13 protein-coding genes are annotated in these 14,362 nt (G+C 74.8%); 4 read left to right on the top strand and 9 right to left on the bottom strand.

Annotated elements, in window-relative coordinates:
* Nucleotides 1–4: 4 nt before the first annotated feature.
* Both QA634_RS29630 and QA634_RS29625 read right to left on the bottom strand, forming a co-directional pair.
* The gene (locus QA634_RS29630; protein WP_012335536.1) at nt 5–1,207 is read right to left on the bottom strand and encodes an amino acid ABC transporter permease; all 1,203 of its coding nucleotides are present in this window, start codon (nt 1,205–1,207) and stop codon (nt 5–7) included.
* A 98-nt stretch (nt 1,208–1,305) separates the two neighbouring features.
* Nucleotides 1,306–2,328: an amino acid ABC transporter substrate-binding protein gene (locus QA634_RS29625; RefSeq protein WP_012335535.1), complete on the bottom strand. Its 1,023-nt coding sequence runs from the start codon at nt 2,326–2,328 to the stop codon at nt 1,306–1,308.
* A 239-nt stretch (nt 2,329–2,567) separates the two neighbouring features.
* Here QA634_RS29625 and metC point away from each other — a divergent pair, with 239 nt between their 5' ends.
* On the top strand, nt 2,568–3,755 hold the full coding sequence (gene metC, locus QA634_RS29620) for a cystathionine beta-lyase (protein WP_012335534.1): 1,188 nt from the start codon (nt 2,568–2,570) through the stop codon (nt 3,753–3,755).
* A 10-nt stretch (nt 3,756–3,765) separates the two neighbouring features.
* Here metC and QA634_RS29615 read toward each other — a convergent pair whose 3' ends face one another.
* The 6 genes from QA634_RS29615 to QA634_RS29590 form a co-directional block, all read right to left on the bottom strand.
* The gene (locus tag QA634_RS29615; RefSeq protein WP_012335533.1) at nt 3,766–4,362 is read right to left on the bottom strand and encodes a pyridoxamine 5'-phosphate oxidase family protein; all 597 of its coding nucleotides are present in this window, start codon (nt 4,360–4,362) and stop codon (nt 3,766–3,768) included.
* Between the two features lie 93 nt (nt 4,363–4,455).
* Nucleotides 4,456–5,064 carry a DUF302 domain-containing protein gene (locus QA634_RS29610; protein ID WP_012335532.1) on the bottom strand — a complete coding sequence of 203 codons (609 nt, stop codon included), beginning with the start codon at nt 5,062–5,064 and terminating at the stop codon, nt 4,456–4,458.
* A gap of 103 nt (nt 5,065–5,167) precedes the next feature.
* Nucleotides 5,168–5,497, bottom strand: a complete 330-nt coding sequence (locus QA634_RS29605) for a lipid-A-disaccharide synthase N-terminal domain-containing protein (protein WP_012335531.1) — start codon at nt 5,495–5,497, stop codon at nt 5,168–5,170.
* A 4-nt stretch (nt 5,498–5,501) separates the two neighbouring features.
* A complete protein-coding gene (locus QA634_RS29600; RefSeq protein ID WP_012335530.1) occupies nt 5,502–6,254 on the bottom strand; it encodes a glycosyltransferase family 2 protein in 753 nt (250 codons plus the stop codon).
* Nucleotides 6,251–7,990: an ArnT family glycosyltransferase gene (locus QA634_RS29595; protein ID WP_012335529.1), complete on the bottom strand. Its 1,740-nt coding sequence runs from the start codon at nt 7,988–7,990 to the stop codon at nt 6,251–6,253. Before QA634_RS29595 ends, QA634_RS29600 begins: the two co-directional genes overlap by 4 nt.
* Nucleotides 7,991–8,407: 417 nt before the next feature.
* Nucleotides 8,408–8,854 (bottom strand): hypothetical protein, encoded by a 447-nt coding sequence (locus QA634_RS29590; RefSeq protein WP_012335528.1) that lies wholly within the window; start codon nt 8,852–8,854, stop codon nt 8,408–8,410.
* 93 nt (nt 8,855–8,947) lie between these two features.
* Between QA634_RS29590 and QA634_RS29585 the strand changes: the two genes are divergently transcribed.
* From QA634_RS29585 to QA634_RS29575, 3 genes are all read left to right on the top strand, one after another.
* Nucleotides 8,948–10,102 carry an ABC transporter ATP-binding protein gene (locus tag QA634_RS29585; RefSeq protein ID WP_283026987.1) on the top strand — a complete coding sequence of 385 codons (1,155 nt, stop codon included), beginning with the start codon at nt 8,948–8,950 and terminating at the stop codon, nt 10,100–10,102.
* Nucleotides 10,103–10,274: 172 nt separating this feature from the next.
* Nucleotides 10,275–11,312: a Fe(3+) ABC transporter substrate-binding protein gene (locus QA634_RS29580; protein WP_012335526.1), complete on the top strand. Its 1,038-nt coding sequence runs from the start codon at nt 10,275–10,277 to the stop codon at nt 11,310–11,312.
* Nucleotides 11,293–13,032, top strand: coding sequence for an ABC transporter permease (locus tag QA634_RS29575; RefSeq protein WP_012335525.1), 1,740 nt, complete (start codon nt 11,293–11,295; stop codon nt 13,030–13,032). Before QA634_RS29580 ends, QA634_RS29575 begins: the two co-directional genes overlap by 20 nt.
* A 209-nt stretch (nt 13,033–13,241) precedes the next feature.
* On the opposite strand, the gene QA634_RS29570 is transcribed toward QA634_RS29575, so the two are convergent.
* Nucleotides 13,242–14,282 carry an LLM class flavin-dependent oxidoreductase gene (locus QA634_RS29570; RefSeq protein ID WP_043701725.1) on the bottom strand — a complete coding sequence of 347 codons (1,041 nt, stop codon included), beginning with the start codon at nt 14,280–14,282 and terminating at the stop codon, nt 13,242–13,244.
* Nucleotides 14,283–14,362: the final 80 nt, after the last annotated feature.

Raw genomic sequence — 14,362 nt, 5'->3', positions numbered from 1 at the left:
GGCCTCACCGCTCGATCAGCGCGACGCGCCGGTTGTAGAGGTTCATGCCCGTGGCGGTGACGAGGCTGATCGTCAGGTAGACCGCCATGGTGATCGCCACCACCTCGACCGCCTGGCCGGTCTGGTTGAGGACCGTGCCCATGAAGACCTGGACGAGGTCCGGGTAGCCGATGGCGACGGCGAGCGACGAATTCTTGGTCAGGTTGAGGTACTGGCTGGTCAGCGGCGGCACGATGACCCGCATCGCCTGCGGGATCACGACGAGGCGCAGGGTCGGGCCGGGGCGCAGGCCGAGCGCCCGCGCGGCCTCGGTCTGGCCCTTCGCCACCGCCTGGATGCCCGAGCGCACCACCTCGGCGATGAAGGCCGCCGTGTAGATGCTGAGCCCCAGGACGAGGGCGACGAATTCGGGGAAGAGCTGCAGCCCGCCGCGCAGGTTGAAGGTGCCCTTGACGGGCAGTTCGACGGTCACGGGGCTCAGGCCGGCGAGCGCCAGCCCCGCCCAGGCGAGGAGCGGCAGGCCGAGCACCAGGGCGAGGCCGACGAGGCCGACCGGCGCCTGCCGGCCCGTGCGGGCCTGCTCCCGCCGCGCCCTGAACCGGTAGGCGAGCGCCGCCGCGACCCCGATCCCGAAGGCGGCCGGGATCGCCCAGGCATCCGCCGCCAGGATCGGCTTGGGCACGTAGAGCCCGCGCTGGTTGAGGAAGACCGAGCCCGGGAAGGCGAGCGAGTCCCGCGCCCCCGGCAGGGCCGCCAGCACCGCCACGTACCAGAACAGGAGCTGGAGCAGGAGCGGGATGTTGCGCACGACCTCGACGTAGACCGTGGCGAGCTTGGCGAGCATCCAGTTCGGCGAGAGCCGGGCGACGCCGATCAGGAAGCCCAGCACCGTGGCGACCGCGATGCCGATGACGGCGACCAGCAGCGTGTTGAGCAGCCCGACCACGAAGGCGGCGCCGTAGGTCGAGGTCGCCGCCGCGAAGGGGACCAGCGCCTGGCTGACGTCGAAGCCCGCGGTGTTGCCGAGGAAGCCGAAGCCCGAGGCGATGCGGGCGTTGCGCAGGTTCTCGGCCGCGTTGCTGATCGCCATCCAGGCGACGAGGCCGATCCCCAGCAGGAGCAGGATCTGGTAGGCCGCGCCGCGGACCTTCGGGTCGTTCAGCGGCGAGACGCGCGGCGGGCCGGAGGCCGGGGAGGTGTTCGGCAAGGGAGCTGACCTTCTGGCGGGCAGGTCTGGCGGGCAGGTCTGGCGTGCGGGGGTCGGCGGGGTGGCGCGGGCTCCCCGAGGGAGCCCGCGCCGTCCGGTCAGCGGATCGGCGGGCCGTATTGCAGGCCGCCCTTCGACCACAGGGCGTTCACCCCGCGCTGGATCTTCAGCGGCGAGCCCTGGCCGACGTTGCGCTCGAACACCTCGCCGTAATTGCCGACGAGCTTGATGATCCGGTAGGCCCAGTCGTTGCTGAGGCCGATGCCCTCGCCGAACTTGCCCTCGGTGCCGAGGATGCGCTTGACGTCCGGGTTGTCCGTCGCCTTGACCATCTGGTCGACGTTGGCCTGGGTGATGCCGGCCTCCTCGGCGTTCAGCATCGCGTAGTGGGTCCAGCGGACGATGTCGGCCCATTGCGAATCGCCGTGGCGCACCGCCGGCCCGAGCGGCTCCTTGGAGATCACCTCCGGCAGCACGATGTTGTCGTCCGGGTTCGCGGCCCGCAGGCGCTCGGCGTAGAGGCCGGACGCGTCGGTGGTGAAGGCGTCGCAGCGCCCGGAATCGTAGGCCTTGAAGGTTTCGTCCGAGGTCGCGAAGGCCACCACCTCGTATTTGAGCTTGTTGGCGCGGAAATAGTCGGCGAGGTTGAGCTCGGTCGTGGTGCCCTGCTGGGTGCAGATCGAGGCGCCGTCGAGCTGCTTGGCCGAGGTGACGCCGAGCTTCTTCTTCACCATGAAGCCCTGGCCGTCGTAGAAGTTGACGGCCGGGAAATCGAGCCCGAGGGCGGTGTCGCGGGACATGGTCCAGGTGGTGTTGCGCGACAGCACGTCCACCTCGCCCGACTGGAGCGCCGTGAAGCGGTCCTTGGCGGAGAGCGGGATGAAGCGGACCTTGGTGGTGTCGTTGAAGACCGCCGCCGCGAGGGCGCGGCAGAAATCAACGTCGAGGCCGGTCCAGCGCCCCTGCGCGTCCGGCACGCCGAAACCCGCCAGGCCCGGATTCGAGCCGCAGGCGATGAACCCTTTCTGCTTGATGCTGGCGAGCGTGGCCTGGGCCTGCGCGGCCCCGGCGGTCAGGCAGACGCTCGCCGTCAGGGCGAGCGCCGCAATGATCCTCTTCATCCGATCCCCGTCTGTCTCGTGAGCGCGGCCGGTTGCGCCGGGAGGCGGCCGGTCCTGCGCCGTGCCTGCCCAAGCAAGGATCCTGCCCAAACCGAGATCCTGCCTCGGCAACCGGCATTCGAGGCGAAGCTCGCTGTCCGGTCAAGAGGTTGCACAACCGCTCGGCGGTGGCGCGGGCCGGCTTGACGCGGGCCGGCGCGCCGGTTTGGGTCGCGGTCTCCTGCCGACCCCGAGGTCCGATGAGCATCACGCCCCCCCGCGACCCGAGCCGCCTCGCCGAGCGCACCCGTCTCGTCCATGCGGGCCGCGACCCCTCGCGCCAGCACGGTTTCGTGAACACGCCGATCTATCGCGGCTCGACCGTGCTCTACGAGAGCTACGATGCCCTGCAGCACCGGCGGGCGGAGTACACCTACGGGACGGCCGGCACCCCGACCACGCGGGCGCTGGAGCAGGCCTGGACGGAGCTCGCGGGCGCGGCCGGCACGGTGCTCACCCCCTCGGGCCTCGCGGCCGTGACGGTCGGGCTGCTGGCCTGCCTGAAGGCCGGGGACCACCTCCTGGTGACGGATTCCGTCTACCGGCCGACCCGCGCCTTCTGCGACGGGTTCCTGGCCCGGTTCGGGGTCGAGACGACCTATTACGACCCGACCCTCGGGGCGGGCCTCGCCGGGCTGATGCGGGACAACACGGCGGCGGTGCTCACCGAGGCGCCAGGCTCGCAGAGCTTCGAGATGCAGGACATCCCGGCCATCGCCGAGGTGGCGCATGCGCGGGGCGCCTGCGTGCTGATGGACAATACCTGGGCGACCCCCCTGCTCTTCCCGCCGCACGCGCGCGGCGTCGACATCGCCATCGAGGCGGGCACCAAGTACCTGTCGGGGGGCTCGGACCTGCTGCTCGGCCTCACCTCCGCCAATGCGCGCTACTGGCCGGCCCTGAAGCAGACCTTCTCGCTCTTCGCCATGTGCGCCGGCCCGGAGGACGTCTTCCTGGCCCTGCGCGGGCTGCGCAGCCTGCCGCTGCGCCTCGCCGAGCACGGGCGCCAGGCGCTCGCCATGGCGGAGTGGCTCAAGGACCGCCCCGAGGTGCTGCGGGTGCTGCACCCGGCCCTGCCGGAGGATCCCGGCCACGCGCTGTTCGCGCGCGACTTCAAGGGCGCCTCGGGCCTGTTCTCGGTGATCCTGAAACCCTGCTCGGAGGCGGCCGTGGCGGCGATGCTGGACGGGCTCGAACTCTTCGGGATGGGCTTCTCCTGGGGCGGCTTCGAGAGCCTCGTGATCCCGTTCGACTGCCGGACCTACCGCACCGCCACCGCCTGGGAGCCCGGCGGCCCGGGCCTGCGCTTCCACATCGGCTTCGAGGATCTCGACGACCTCAAGCGGGACCTGGAGGCGGGCTTCGCGCGGCTGCGGGCGGCCGGGTGAAGCGCCGGCCTCAGGGCGCGAGCCAGGTCGCCGTCATCGCGTCGCCCTCCCAGGAGAAGCGCGCGCGGCGGTGGCCCTCGGCGGAGAGGTACAGGAACTCCATCCGCGCCACGGTGACGAGGACGACCCGGAAATTCGCGCGGTCGCCCCGCGCCGCCTCCTCGTCGGGCGGCAGCGCGTAGGCGTCGGCCCGCGGGATCGGCGTCCCGGGCCCCGGGGCGATCCCGTAGCAGACCCGGCTCATCGGCAGGGCCGCCTCCCAGGCGCCCTCGACCACGGGGCCCTCCGCGTGCACCGCCGCGAGCCCGTCGAGGCGCAGCTGGATCTTGGCGGTGGGCTCGTAGGCGTGGAGCGCCACCCGCGGCTCCCGGGCGATCTCCGCCACCTTGGCGGCGCGCCGGTCGGTGTGGAAGCGCAGCCGCCGCCCGGCCGGGTCGGCCCCCCGCAGCACCACCGTGCGCAGGCGCGGCGCCCCGTCGAGGCCCACGGTCGCGACGGTGGGCGTGTGGAAGGCCCCGCGCCGGTTCGCCGCGCCCTCCGCGAGCCTCCGCCACGCCTCGGCGAGGCAGGCCGAGAGGTCGTCGTAGAAGGGCGGTTGTTCGGTCATCCGGCGGGCATCCTCCCCGTCCAGCCAAAGCGGAATCGGGCAGGCTGCACAAGCCCCTGTCACGCTGGTCTGGGCCGCTCCGGGCCGAAACGGCTACCGGGCCGCGGCGAGAACCCGGGCGATGGCCTCGCGCGTGCCCCGCATCGGGGGGCCGTCCGGATCGAGCCCGTAGCGCCGTGCGAGCCAGGCCGGGTCGGTGGAGGTCGCCCGCACCCGCCCGGCGGCATCCTCCCAGACCAGGACGCGCAGCGGCAGGTCGAGGCCGGCACTCGGCGCGGCCCGCAGCAGCGGCGCGCTGGCGCGGGCCTGCGCGAACAGGATCAGCCAGGCCGGGCGACGGGGGCTGCCGCCGCCGTGATCGATCTCGGCAAAGACCTTGCCGCCGAGCGCCCGGATCGCGGCGCGCAGGCGCGCCACCGTCTCGCCCACGGAGACGGGGCTCGACACGCTCACGAGGCCCTCGTCCATCCCGGGGGCGGGCGGCGCGGTGCCGGGATCGCGGCAGATCGTCCGACTCCCCCGGAGGCCTCCGGCCTCGGGGAGGCTTCCGGCCTCGCGGAGGCTTCCCGCCTCGGATAGGCCTCCGGCCCCGGCGAGGGCCGCGCCCGCCGGGAGGGCGCTGCCCGCCGGGAGAGCCAAGCCCTCGGCGAGGGCCGGTCCGGCGAGGGCGGCGAGGATCAGGGGCGCGAGGGACCGGGCCATGCGGAGGGCGATCCCGCTGCGGCTGTGAGGCGGACCGCATAGCGTCTTTCGGCCGAAATCCAAAATGCGGGGCCCAGACCCGCCCGGCCCAGACCCGCCCGGCTCAGGCCGGCCCGCCCCGGCGGCGCTCGCGGAAGATCAGCGCGAGATTGCGCAGGTAGATCACCGTGCCGAGGCTCTGGCCGAGGATGAAGACCGGGTCGCGCCGATAGAGGGCGTAGCCGAGCAGCACCGCCGAGCCGCCGAGCGAGAAGAACCAGAACGAGAGCGGGATCACGCTGCGCCCGGCCCGCTCGCTCGCGATCCACTGCACCAGGAAGCGGGCGGTGAACAGGAGCTGCCCGAGCAGCCCCACCAGCACCACGGCGTCGATCGGCCCGGCGAAGAGCGAGGCGAGGTAGGCCGAGAGCCCGTGCATGATGTCGGCGACCATCCGCTCACGCCTCCTCGGGCCCGGCCCCGCCCGCCAGGACGGGCACGCGGCGGCGGCGGCGGATCAGCCACCACACCCCGGCGAGGTCGAGCAGGCCGACCCAGAGCCGGTCGAACAGCCCGTAATTCGAGCGCCCGCTCAGGCGCGGCCGGTCGACCACGTCGACGTGGACGACCGCGAAGCCCTCGCGGGCGACGAGGGCCGGCATGAAGCGGTGCAGCGCGTCGAAATACGGCAGGGCGAGGTAGACCGCGCGGCGGAAGACCTTGAGGCCGCAGCCGGTGTCGCGGGTGGCGTCGCGCAGCACGGCCGCCCGCACCCCGTTGGCGATCCGCGACTGGAGGCTCTTGAGGCGCCCGTCCTTGCGCCCGACCCGCTGCCCCTGGGCGAGCCCGGCCGCCGGCCCGGCCGCGTCGAGGGCCGCGACGAGGCGGGGGATGAAGGAGGGGTCGTTCTGCCCGTCCCCGTCGAGGGTCGCGACGAGGTCGCCGCGGGCGGCCCGCACCCCGGTGCGCACCGCCGCGCTCTGGCCGCAGCTCTCGCGGTGGCGCAGGACCCGCAGGGCGGGATGCGCCGCCCGCGCCGCCGCGAGCGCCCGCGGCGTGCCGTCGGTCGAGCCGTCGTCCACGTAGATGATCTCGAAGGGCGCCAGGGAGGCGCAGGCCGCCGCGATCTCGGCGACCAGGGGCGCGACGTTGCCCGCCTCGTTGCGCACCGGGACCACGACGCTGAGGCGCAGGGGATCCGGATCCGTCACGGCAGCACCGCCAGCGCGTCGAGCCCGACGGGCTTGCCGCCGTTGATGTTGAAGCCCGCGACCCGGCCGACCCGCCGCGGCGCGAGGCCCCGGGCCGCGAGCGCGGCGCGGACCCGCTCCCGGGCGCGGTCCTCGACGGCGAGGAGGCGGCAGCCGCCGGCCGCCAGGAACTCCGCCGCCTCCTCGCCCGAATCGAGCATCGCGAGGTCGGTCCCGGCGAGGAAGACGAGGCTCGGCTCGCGGTAGCCGACCGTCCCGACCCGCACCGGCGCGCAGGGCAGGGCGGCGCGCAGGGAGGCGAGGCGCGGCGAGACCTTCAGGGAGGCGAGGACCGGCTGGGTCAGCCCGAACACGGCCGGGCTCAGCAGCAGCCCGGCGAGAACCGCGACCGCGAGGGACGGTTCGGGGGAGCCGGCGACGAACAGGCGCCACGCCGCCGCCGCCGCGAGGGCCGCCGCGGCGAGGAGCGGGAGGGCGGCGAGGGGCAGCACGCCGTCGAGGCGCCAGGCCGCGACCGCGAGGCCGACCGCGAGCCCGAGCGGCACGAGGGGCACGAGGAGCGCCACCAGCGGCGCGCCCGGCCGGTCCCGGTGCACGGCCCCGCGGGCGACCGCCGCGACGGCGAGGATCGCCAGCGCCGGGCAGAGGGGCAGGACGTAGTGGGGCAGCTTGGTCGGCACCGCCTCGAAGACGAGCCAGGACGGCACCACCCAGGCGATCAGGAAGGCGATCGCGTCCTCGCGCCGGTGCCGCCACGCGAAGGGGACCGCCATGGCCGCGAAGGCCGCGGCGGGCCAGAAGGTCCCGAAGAAGACGAGCAGGTAGGTGCCGGGCGGGGCCCAGTGCTGGGTCTGGGCGGTGCCGACCTTGCCCAGCATGTCGTGGCCGACCGCCTCGCCGTAGAAGGCGCCGCCGCTCTTGAGCCCGATGGCCACGAACCAGGGGGCCGCGACCGCGAGCACGATCGCGAGCCCGAGCCCGGGCCGCAGGGCCCGCAGCCACGCGCCCGAGCGGACCGCCAGCGACAGGGCGAGGGCGGCGAGGCCGGCGAAGAGCGGGACCATCGGTCCCTTGATCAGGATGCCCAGGGCGACCGCGACCCAGAAGATCGCCACGGTGACCCGCGTCGGGGGCTCGCCCCGCCCGCGCCCGAGCCAGGCCCGGGCGAGCGCCCCCATGGCGGCGACGGCGGCGGCGGTGAGGAGCGCGTCGGTCTTGGCGAGGCGCGCCTCGGCCGAGAGCATCGCGCAGGCGCCGAACAGGGCGGCGGCCAGGAGGGCGTGGCGGCGGGACAGGAAGGCGAGCGCGGCCCAGTAGGTCAGGAGCACGGCCGCCACGGCCCCGAGCAGCGAGGGGATGCGGTAGAGCGCGATGGTGGTGCGGGCCTCGGGCACGCCGAGCGCCTCGGCGGCGGCGACCACGGCGCTCTGCGCCCAGTAGATCCCGACCGGCTTCTTGTGCCGGGCCTCGCCCTGGAAGCGGATGTCGACGAAGTCGCCCGTCTCCAGCATCTGCTTGGAGGCCTGGGCGAAGCGCGGCTCGTCCCGGTCCATCGGCTGCAGCGAGGCGAAGCCCGGCAGGAAGCAGGCGAGGCAGAGGAGCAGGAGGACGAAGCAGGCGCGCGCGTGGCTGCGGGCGCCGAGCGACAGCGCCCGCTCGGCGAGGCTGCCTGCCCGGGCGGCACGGCCGGGCCGCTCTCCGGCACCGGGCCCGTGCCCGGCCGCAAGGGTCGTCATCGCGTCGCTCCCAACCGGCGGCGGGCCCGCGACGGGACCCCGCCCCCGGCCGCCGCGACGGGCGCTCGTGTCGGTGATCCGGCAAGCAATGTCAATTTTCGCGACCCGCGCGGGACGCGCACGCCCTCCGGGAGAGCCCACCAGGGCCGTCCCGGGTCGGCCTCGCGGTCCCGCAAAGCGCGCGGCCCCGCGCGGAATGCGATGCGGAATGCGATCCGGCCGACGGCCCGGCGCCCCGACCTCCCGGGCCATCGGGCTCATGCCCGATCCGCTCGATCCCTTCGGGATGGCGGATTTGGGCTTCGCTCAAGCGCCGCGCGGGCTCGGGATCCGCTTGATCCCTTCGGGATGGCGGATCGGGGCTTCGCTCACGCGCCGCGCGGGCGCGTGATCCGCTTCGATCAACCGGATCCCGGATCACACGGTCATGCCGACCGGCTCGAACAGGAAGTCGTCCACCCGCGGGATCGAGACCGCGAGGTTCACGCCGTAGGAGGAGCGCGAGAGGCGCCAGGGCCGCTCGCCGCCGGCGCGCACGGCCTCGGAGGGGCGCAGGCGGCGCAGGCGGCCGTCCTCCTCCACCTCCTCGATCACCAGGAAGCCGTAGACCTGGAGGCGCGCGGCGACGAGCTTGGTCTCGCGGTCGCTCGCCGCCACCGGCAGGTGGCCGGCCTCGTAGACCGTGTCCATCAGGCTGCGCTGGTCGCGGCGGGCGCGGGCGAGGGCGGGGCTCGGCGCGGCGAGATCCTCGGGATGGCAGGCGCGCCCGGCCGGCCCCTTCGCCCGCCGGAACGGCACCACGTTGCCGGTCCCGCTCGGCGCGCCCGGCACGGCGTTCCGGGTCTCGCTCGACGCGCTACGCATACGCACTCACCCTGACGGTTGCTCGACGCCCGGCCGGCCGGCTAGAGCCGCCCGGGCGATGCGGAGAATTCGACCGATCCGCTTAACGCCCGATTGACCCCGCGGCCGGCCGCGCCGCCGCGCCTGTGCCAGAACGGAGCGCCCTCCCCCGATGCCCGACACCGGCCCGCGCATCCGCCCGGCCCCCCGGCCCTCGCGGCGGAGGACATCGCCTGCCGGTTCGGGCGGGTGCAGGCCCTGGACGGCGTCTCCCTCGACGTGCGCCCCGGCGAGGTGATGGCGCTGCTCGGCGATTCGGGCTGCGGGAAGAGCACGCTCCTGCGCATCGTGGCGGGGCTGGAGGCGCCCTCGCGGGGCCGGATCCTCCTCGACGGGCGCTTGGTGGCGGGGCCGGGCGTCGCGGTGCCGCCGGAGGCCCGCGGGGTCGGGCTGATGTTTCAGGACTACGCGCTGTTCCCCCACCTCACGGTGGCGGAGAACATCCGCTTCGGCCTCGCCGGCCGCCCGGCCGCCGCCCGGGCGGTGGCCGATTCGCTCCTGGAGCAGGTCGGCCTGAGCGCGCGGGCGGAGAGCTACCCGCAGACCCTCTCGGGGGGCGAGCAGCAGCGGGTGGCGCTGGTGCGGGCGCTGGCGCCGGGGCCGCGGCTCCTCCTCCTCGACGAGCCCTTCTCCAACCTCGACCGGCGCATGCGCGACCGGGTGCGGGAGGACACGGTCGCGCTCCTGCGCCGCACCGGCACCACGGCGCTGCTGGTCACGCACGATCCCGAGGAGGCGCTGGCGGTGGCGAGCCGCATCGCCCTGATGCGGGCCGGGCGCGTCGTCCAGGTCGCCACCGGCGAGGCGCTCTACCGGCGCCCGGCGAGCCTGTTCGCCGCCCGTTTCCTGGCGGACGCGACCGAGATCCCGGTGCGCATCCGCGCCGGGGCCGCCGAGACGCCGCTCGGCCGCCTCCCCGCCCCCGGGCTCCCGGACGGGGCCGCCGCGCGGGTCTGCCTGCGGCCCGAGGCCCTGCGGGTCGGCCCGCCCGGGACCGGCCTGCCCGCCCAGGTGGTGCGCCGGGTCTTCCTCGGCGCCTCCGCCCTGCTCCACCTCGCGGTGGCGGGCCTCGCCGAGCCGCTGCGGGTGCGGCTGCCCGGGGCCGAGCCCTACGGGGCGGAGCCCTACGGCCCGGGCGACGCGGTCGGCCTCGCGCTGCACGAGGAGGCGGTGCTGGTCCTGCCGGACGAGGAGGCCGGGGCGGGATGAGGGCTGGCCTTCGCGCCCGGCCCACCCGCACGCGTCCGATGATGATCGACAACTGACGTTGCACCTGCGCCCGACGGTGCGAAGTTTCACATTAAAACAAGTCAAAACTATCGCGCTTGCATTTTCCTCTGTTCTGTTTCTCTACGGAGCAATCATTCGGGGAGGTTGATCCGTGCCGGTCCTGTCGATCCGTCCGCTCGTCGTCCTGGCGTCGCTCGGCGCCGCCCTCCTGGGGCAGCCCGCCGCCGCGCGGGCGGAGGGCGAGGTGAACCTCTACACGACCCGCGAGCCGGGGCTGATCCGCCCCCTCCTCGACGCCTTCACGGCCAAGAGCGGCATCAAGGTCAACACGGTGTTCGTGGACAAGGGCCTGACGGAGCGCGTCGCCGCCGAGGGCGCCCGCTCCGCCGCGGACCTCGTGATGACGGTCGATATCGGCAACCTGATCGAGGTCGTCGACCGCGGCCTCGCCCAGCCGGTCCGCTCGCCGGTGCTGGAGGCCGCGATCCCGGCCAACCTGCGCGATCCGGAGGGGCGCTGGTTCGCGCTCTCGACCCGGGCGCGGGTCCTCTACGCCGACCCGGACACCAGGGGGCTCGACGGCGTCACCTACGAGGATCTCGCCGATCCGAAGTGGAAGGGGCAGGTCTGCCTGCGGGCGGGCCAGCACCCCTACAACACGGCGCTGATCGCCGCCTACATCGCCCATCACGGCGAGGAGAAGGCGGAGGCCTGGCTCAAGGGCCTCAAGGCCAACCTCGCCCGCAAGCCCGGCGGCGGCGATCGCGACGTGGCGCGCGACATCGTGGCGGATCTCTGCGAGATCGGCCTCGGCAATTCCTACTACGTCGGCCTGATGCGCAGCGGCCGGGGCGGCCCGGAGCAGAAGCTCTGGGGCGACGGCATCAAGGTGGCGCTGCCGGTCTTCGCGGGCGGGGGCACGCACGTGAACGTCTCGGGCGCGGTGGTGGCCAAGAGCGCCCCGAACCCCGGGAACGCGGTCAAGCTGCTCGAATTCCTGGTCTCGGACGAGGCGCAGGCCCTCTACGCCAAGGCGGATTACGAGTACCCGGTGAAGCCCGGCGTCGCCGCCGACCCGCTGCTCGCGACTCTCGGCGCCCTCAAGGTCGACACGATCCCGCTCGCCGAGATCGCCCGCAACCGCAAGGCCGCCAGCCTCCTCGTCGACCGTGTCGGCTTCGACCGCTAGCGGCCTGACGCGGGGCCTGACGCGGGGGCTGGCGAAGGGCCTGCCCGCCCTGCGGCGCGGGGCGGGGCGGACGGCCCCCGCCTCCCCGTCCGGGCTCCTGCCCTGGACGCTCGCCGCGGGCGCGACGGCGCTCCTGGTTCTGGCGCCGCTCGCGGCCCTCGCCGCGGAGGCGCTCCAGGGCTCGGGCGGGCTCTGGCCCCACCTCCTCGCCTACGTGCTGCCGCAGGCGGTGCGCGACACGGTGCTGCTCCTGGCGGGGGTCGGGCTCCTGGTGATCGCCATCGGCACCGGGGCGGCGTGGCTCGTCGCGGCCCACGACTTCCCCGGCCGGCGGATCCTCGACTGGGCGCTGCTGCTGCCGCTCGCGATGCCCACCTACATCGTGGCCTACGCCTATCTCGACCTGATGCACCCGATCGGCCCGGTGCCGAGCGCGATCCGGGCGATGCTCGGGGTCGCGCGCCCGCGCGACCTGATGCTGCCCGACATCCGCTCGCTGCCGGGCTGCGTCCTGCTCCTCGGCTTCGTGCTCTACCCCTACGTCTACCTGCCGACGCGGGCGCTGTTCCTGATGCAGTCGGCGAGCCTCGTCGAGGCCGGGCGCAGCCTCGGGCTCGGCCCGGCGGCGGTCTTCCGCCGGGTGGCGCTGCCCCTCGCCCGGCCCGCCATCGCCCTGGGGACCAGCCTCGCCCTGCTGGAGGCCCTCAACGACATCGGGGCGGCGGAATTCCTCGGCGTCCGCACCCTCACGGTCTCGATCTACGCGACCTGGGTGAACCGCTCGGACCTGCCCGGCGCGGCCGCGATCGCGCTCGTGATGCTCCTCCTCGTGCTCGCCGTGATCGCGGTGGAGCGCTGGGCGCGGCGGCGGCGCGGCTACGCGGCGGCGGCGCAGCGGCCCCGGCGCATGGGCCGCCGCCGCCTCTCCGGGACCGCGGCCCTCGCGGCCTTCGGCCTCGGCCTCGTGCCGGTGACGGTCGGGTTCCTGGCGCCGGCCGGCCACGTCGCCGTCCAGGCGGCGCGGCGCCTGCACGGCGCGGGCGTCTCCCCGCAGATCCTCGCCGAGACCCTCCACACGCTCCTCTACGCGGGGCTGGCGACGCTGGTCGCCACCGGGCTCGGGCTCCTCGTCGCGGCGGGGCCGCGGCTCTTCGGGCGGGCGCTGACCTGGCGGGTGGCGCTGGTGCGCGGCGCCACCCTCGGCTACGCCGTGCCGGGGGCGATCCTGGCGATCGGGCTGATGCCGCCCCTCGCCGGCCTCGACGCCGCCCTCGACGGGGCGAGCCGGGCGCTCACCGGCGCGGGGCTCGGGCTCGTCGGGCTCGGCACCGGCGTCGCCCTGATCTACGCCTACCTGGTGCGCTTCCTGGCGATCACGGTCGGCACCGGCGAGGCGGGGCTCGCCCGGGTGCCGCGCTCGCTCGGCGATGCCGGGCGCGTGCTCGGGCGGGGCGCGGCCGGGGTGCTGGCGCAGGTCTACCTGCCGCTGACCTGGCCGGCGGTGCTCGGCGGCGCCCTCCTGGTCTTCGTGGATTGCGTCAAGGAACTGCCCGCGACCCTGCTGTTGCGCCCGCTCAACGTCGAGACCCTCGCCACCCACCTGTACGGCGAGGCGGCGCGGGGCACCTACGAGGACGGGGCCGTGGCGGCGCTCCTCATCGTGGCGGTGGGCCTCGCCCCGGTCGCGGTGCTGCTGCGGACCTCGACCCCGAGGGCGTGAGCGCGCCCGGGGCGCGCCCGCGAAGCCGCGCGTCATCCGACATCCGACGGACTGCGTCGCCATCTCCAATTCCGGCAATGCGGATTTCGGCCTCGCTCGAGCGCCGCGCGGGCGTGGCATACGACATCCGACGGATCGCGTCGCCATGCGGATGTCGGCGTCGCTCAGGCGCCGCGCGGGTTTCCGGACGCGATCGTCCGGACAGCGGATCAGGCCAGCATGGCGCGCACGAGCGGCGCGACGCGGCGCCCGTAGAGGTCGATGCAGCGCATCAGCCGGTCATGCGCGAGCGGGCCGGCGCTGTACTTGAGCTGGAAGCGCGACAGGCCGAGCGCGCGCGCCGTGGTGGCGATCTTGCGGGCGACCGTCTCGGGACCGCCGACGTAGAGCGAGCCGTGATCGGCCTCGCGCTCGAACTCGTCCCGGGTCAGGGGCGGCCAGCCGCGCTCGGCGCCGATGCGGTCGCGCATGCGCTTGTAGTCGGGGAAGACCTCCTCGCGGGCCTGCGCGTCGGTCTCGGCCACGTAGCCCGGCGAGTGGACGCCGATCGGCCGCACGGGCCGGCCGAGCTGGGCGTAGGCCCGGTGCGAGAGGTCCACGTAGGGCCGGAAGCGGGCCGGATCCCCGCCGATGATGGCGAGCATGAGCGGCATGTCGTGGCGGGCGGCGCGCACCACCGATTCGGGGCTGCCCCCGACGCCGATCCAGGCGGTGAGCGGCGCCTCCAGCGTCGGGAAGACGCGCTGCCCGCTCAGCGCCGCCCGGGTCGTCCCCCGCCACGTCACCGCCCCGCCCTTGAGCAGGGCCGCGAAGAGGTCGAGCTTCTCCTCGAACAGCGTCTCGTACTGGTCGAGGGCGTAGCCGAAGAGCGGGAAGGACTCGGTGAAGGAGCCCCGCCCCAGGATCACCTCGGCGCGCCCGTCCGAGACGGCCTGGAGCGTCGCGAAGCGCTGGAACACCCGCACGGGATCGTCCGAGCTGAGCACCGTCACGGCCGAGCCGAGGCGGATCCGCCGCGTGCGCGCCGCGATCGCGGCGAGCAGGATCTCCGGGGAGGAGACGGCGAAATCGGCCCGGTGGTGCTCGCCGATGCCGAAGAAGTCGAGGCCCACCTCGTCGGCGAGCGCCGCCTCCTCGACGACGTCGCGGATGACCCGGGCATGCGGCAGGAGGCTCCCGTCCGGGGCGGCGGTCACGTCGCCGAACGTGTCGAGGCCGAGGGCGAGGGCGGAGGCGGGGCGAGGCGTCATGGCCGTCAGGATGGGGGCGCGGCGGGGCTTTGGGAACGGGCCCCGGCGCAAGACCGTCCTTGCGCCCGCGCAAGGGCGGG

Origin of the sequence: Methylobacterium sp. CB376 (assembly GCF_029714205.1) — a bacterium.
Lineage (GTDB): Bacteria > Pseudomonadota > Alphaproteobacteria > Rhizobiales > Beijerinckiaceae > Methylobacterium.
The sequence above is the reverse complement of the archived record's forward strand: the minus strand, read 5'-3'. Positions and strand labels throughout refer to the sequence as shown.

Bases quoted from the DNA above. Each gene is read 5' to 3' on its own strand.
- QA634_RS29625 (WP_012335535.1), bottom strand. From the start codon at position 2,328: ATGAAGAGGATCATTGCGGCGCTCGCCCTGACGGCGAGCGTCTGCCTG.
- metC (WP_012335534.1), top strand. From the start codon at position 2,568: ATGAGCATCACGCCCCCCCGCGACCCGAGCCGCCTCGCCGAGCGCACC.
- QA634_RS29615 (WP_012335533.1), bottom strand. From the start codon at position 4,362: ATGACCGAACAACCGCCCTTCTACGACGACCTCTCGGCCTGCCTCGCC.
- QA634_RS29610 (WP_012335532.1), bottom strand. From the start codon at position 5,064: ATGGCCCGGTCCCTCGCGCCCCTGATCCTCGCCGCCCTCGCCGGACCG.
- QA634_RS29605 (WP_012335531.1), bottom strand. From the start codon at position 5,497: ATGGTCGCCGACATCATGCACGGGCTCTCGGCCTACCTCGCCTCGCTC.
- QA634_RS29595 (WP_012335529.1), bottom strand. From the start codon at position 7,990: ATGACGACCCTTGCGGCCGGGCACGGGCCCGGTGCCGGAGAGCGGCCC.
- QA634_RS29590 (WP_012335528.1), bottom strand. From the start codon at position 8,854: ATGCGTAGCGCGTCGAGCGAGACCCGGAACGCCGTGCCGGGCGCGCCG.
- QA634_RS29570 (WP_043701725.1), bottom strand. From the start codon at position 14,282: ATGACGCCTCGCCCCGCCTCCGCCCTCGCCCTCGGCCTCGACACGTTC.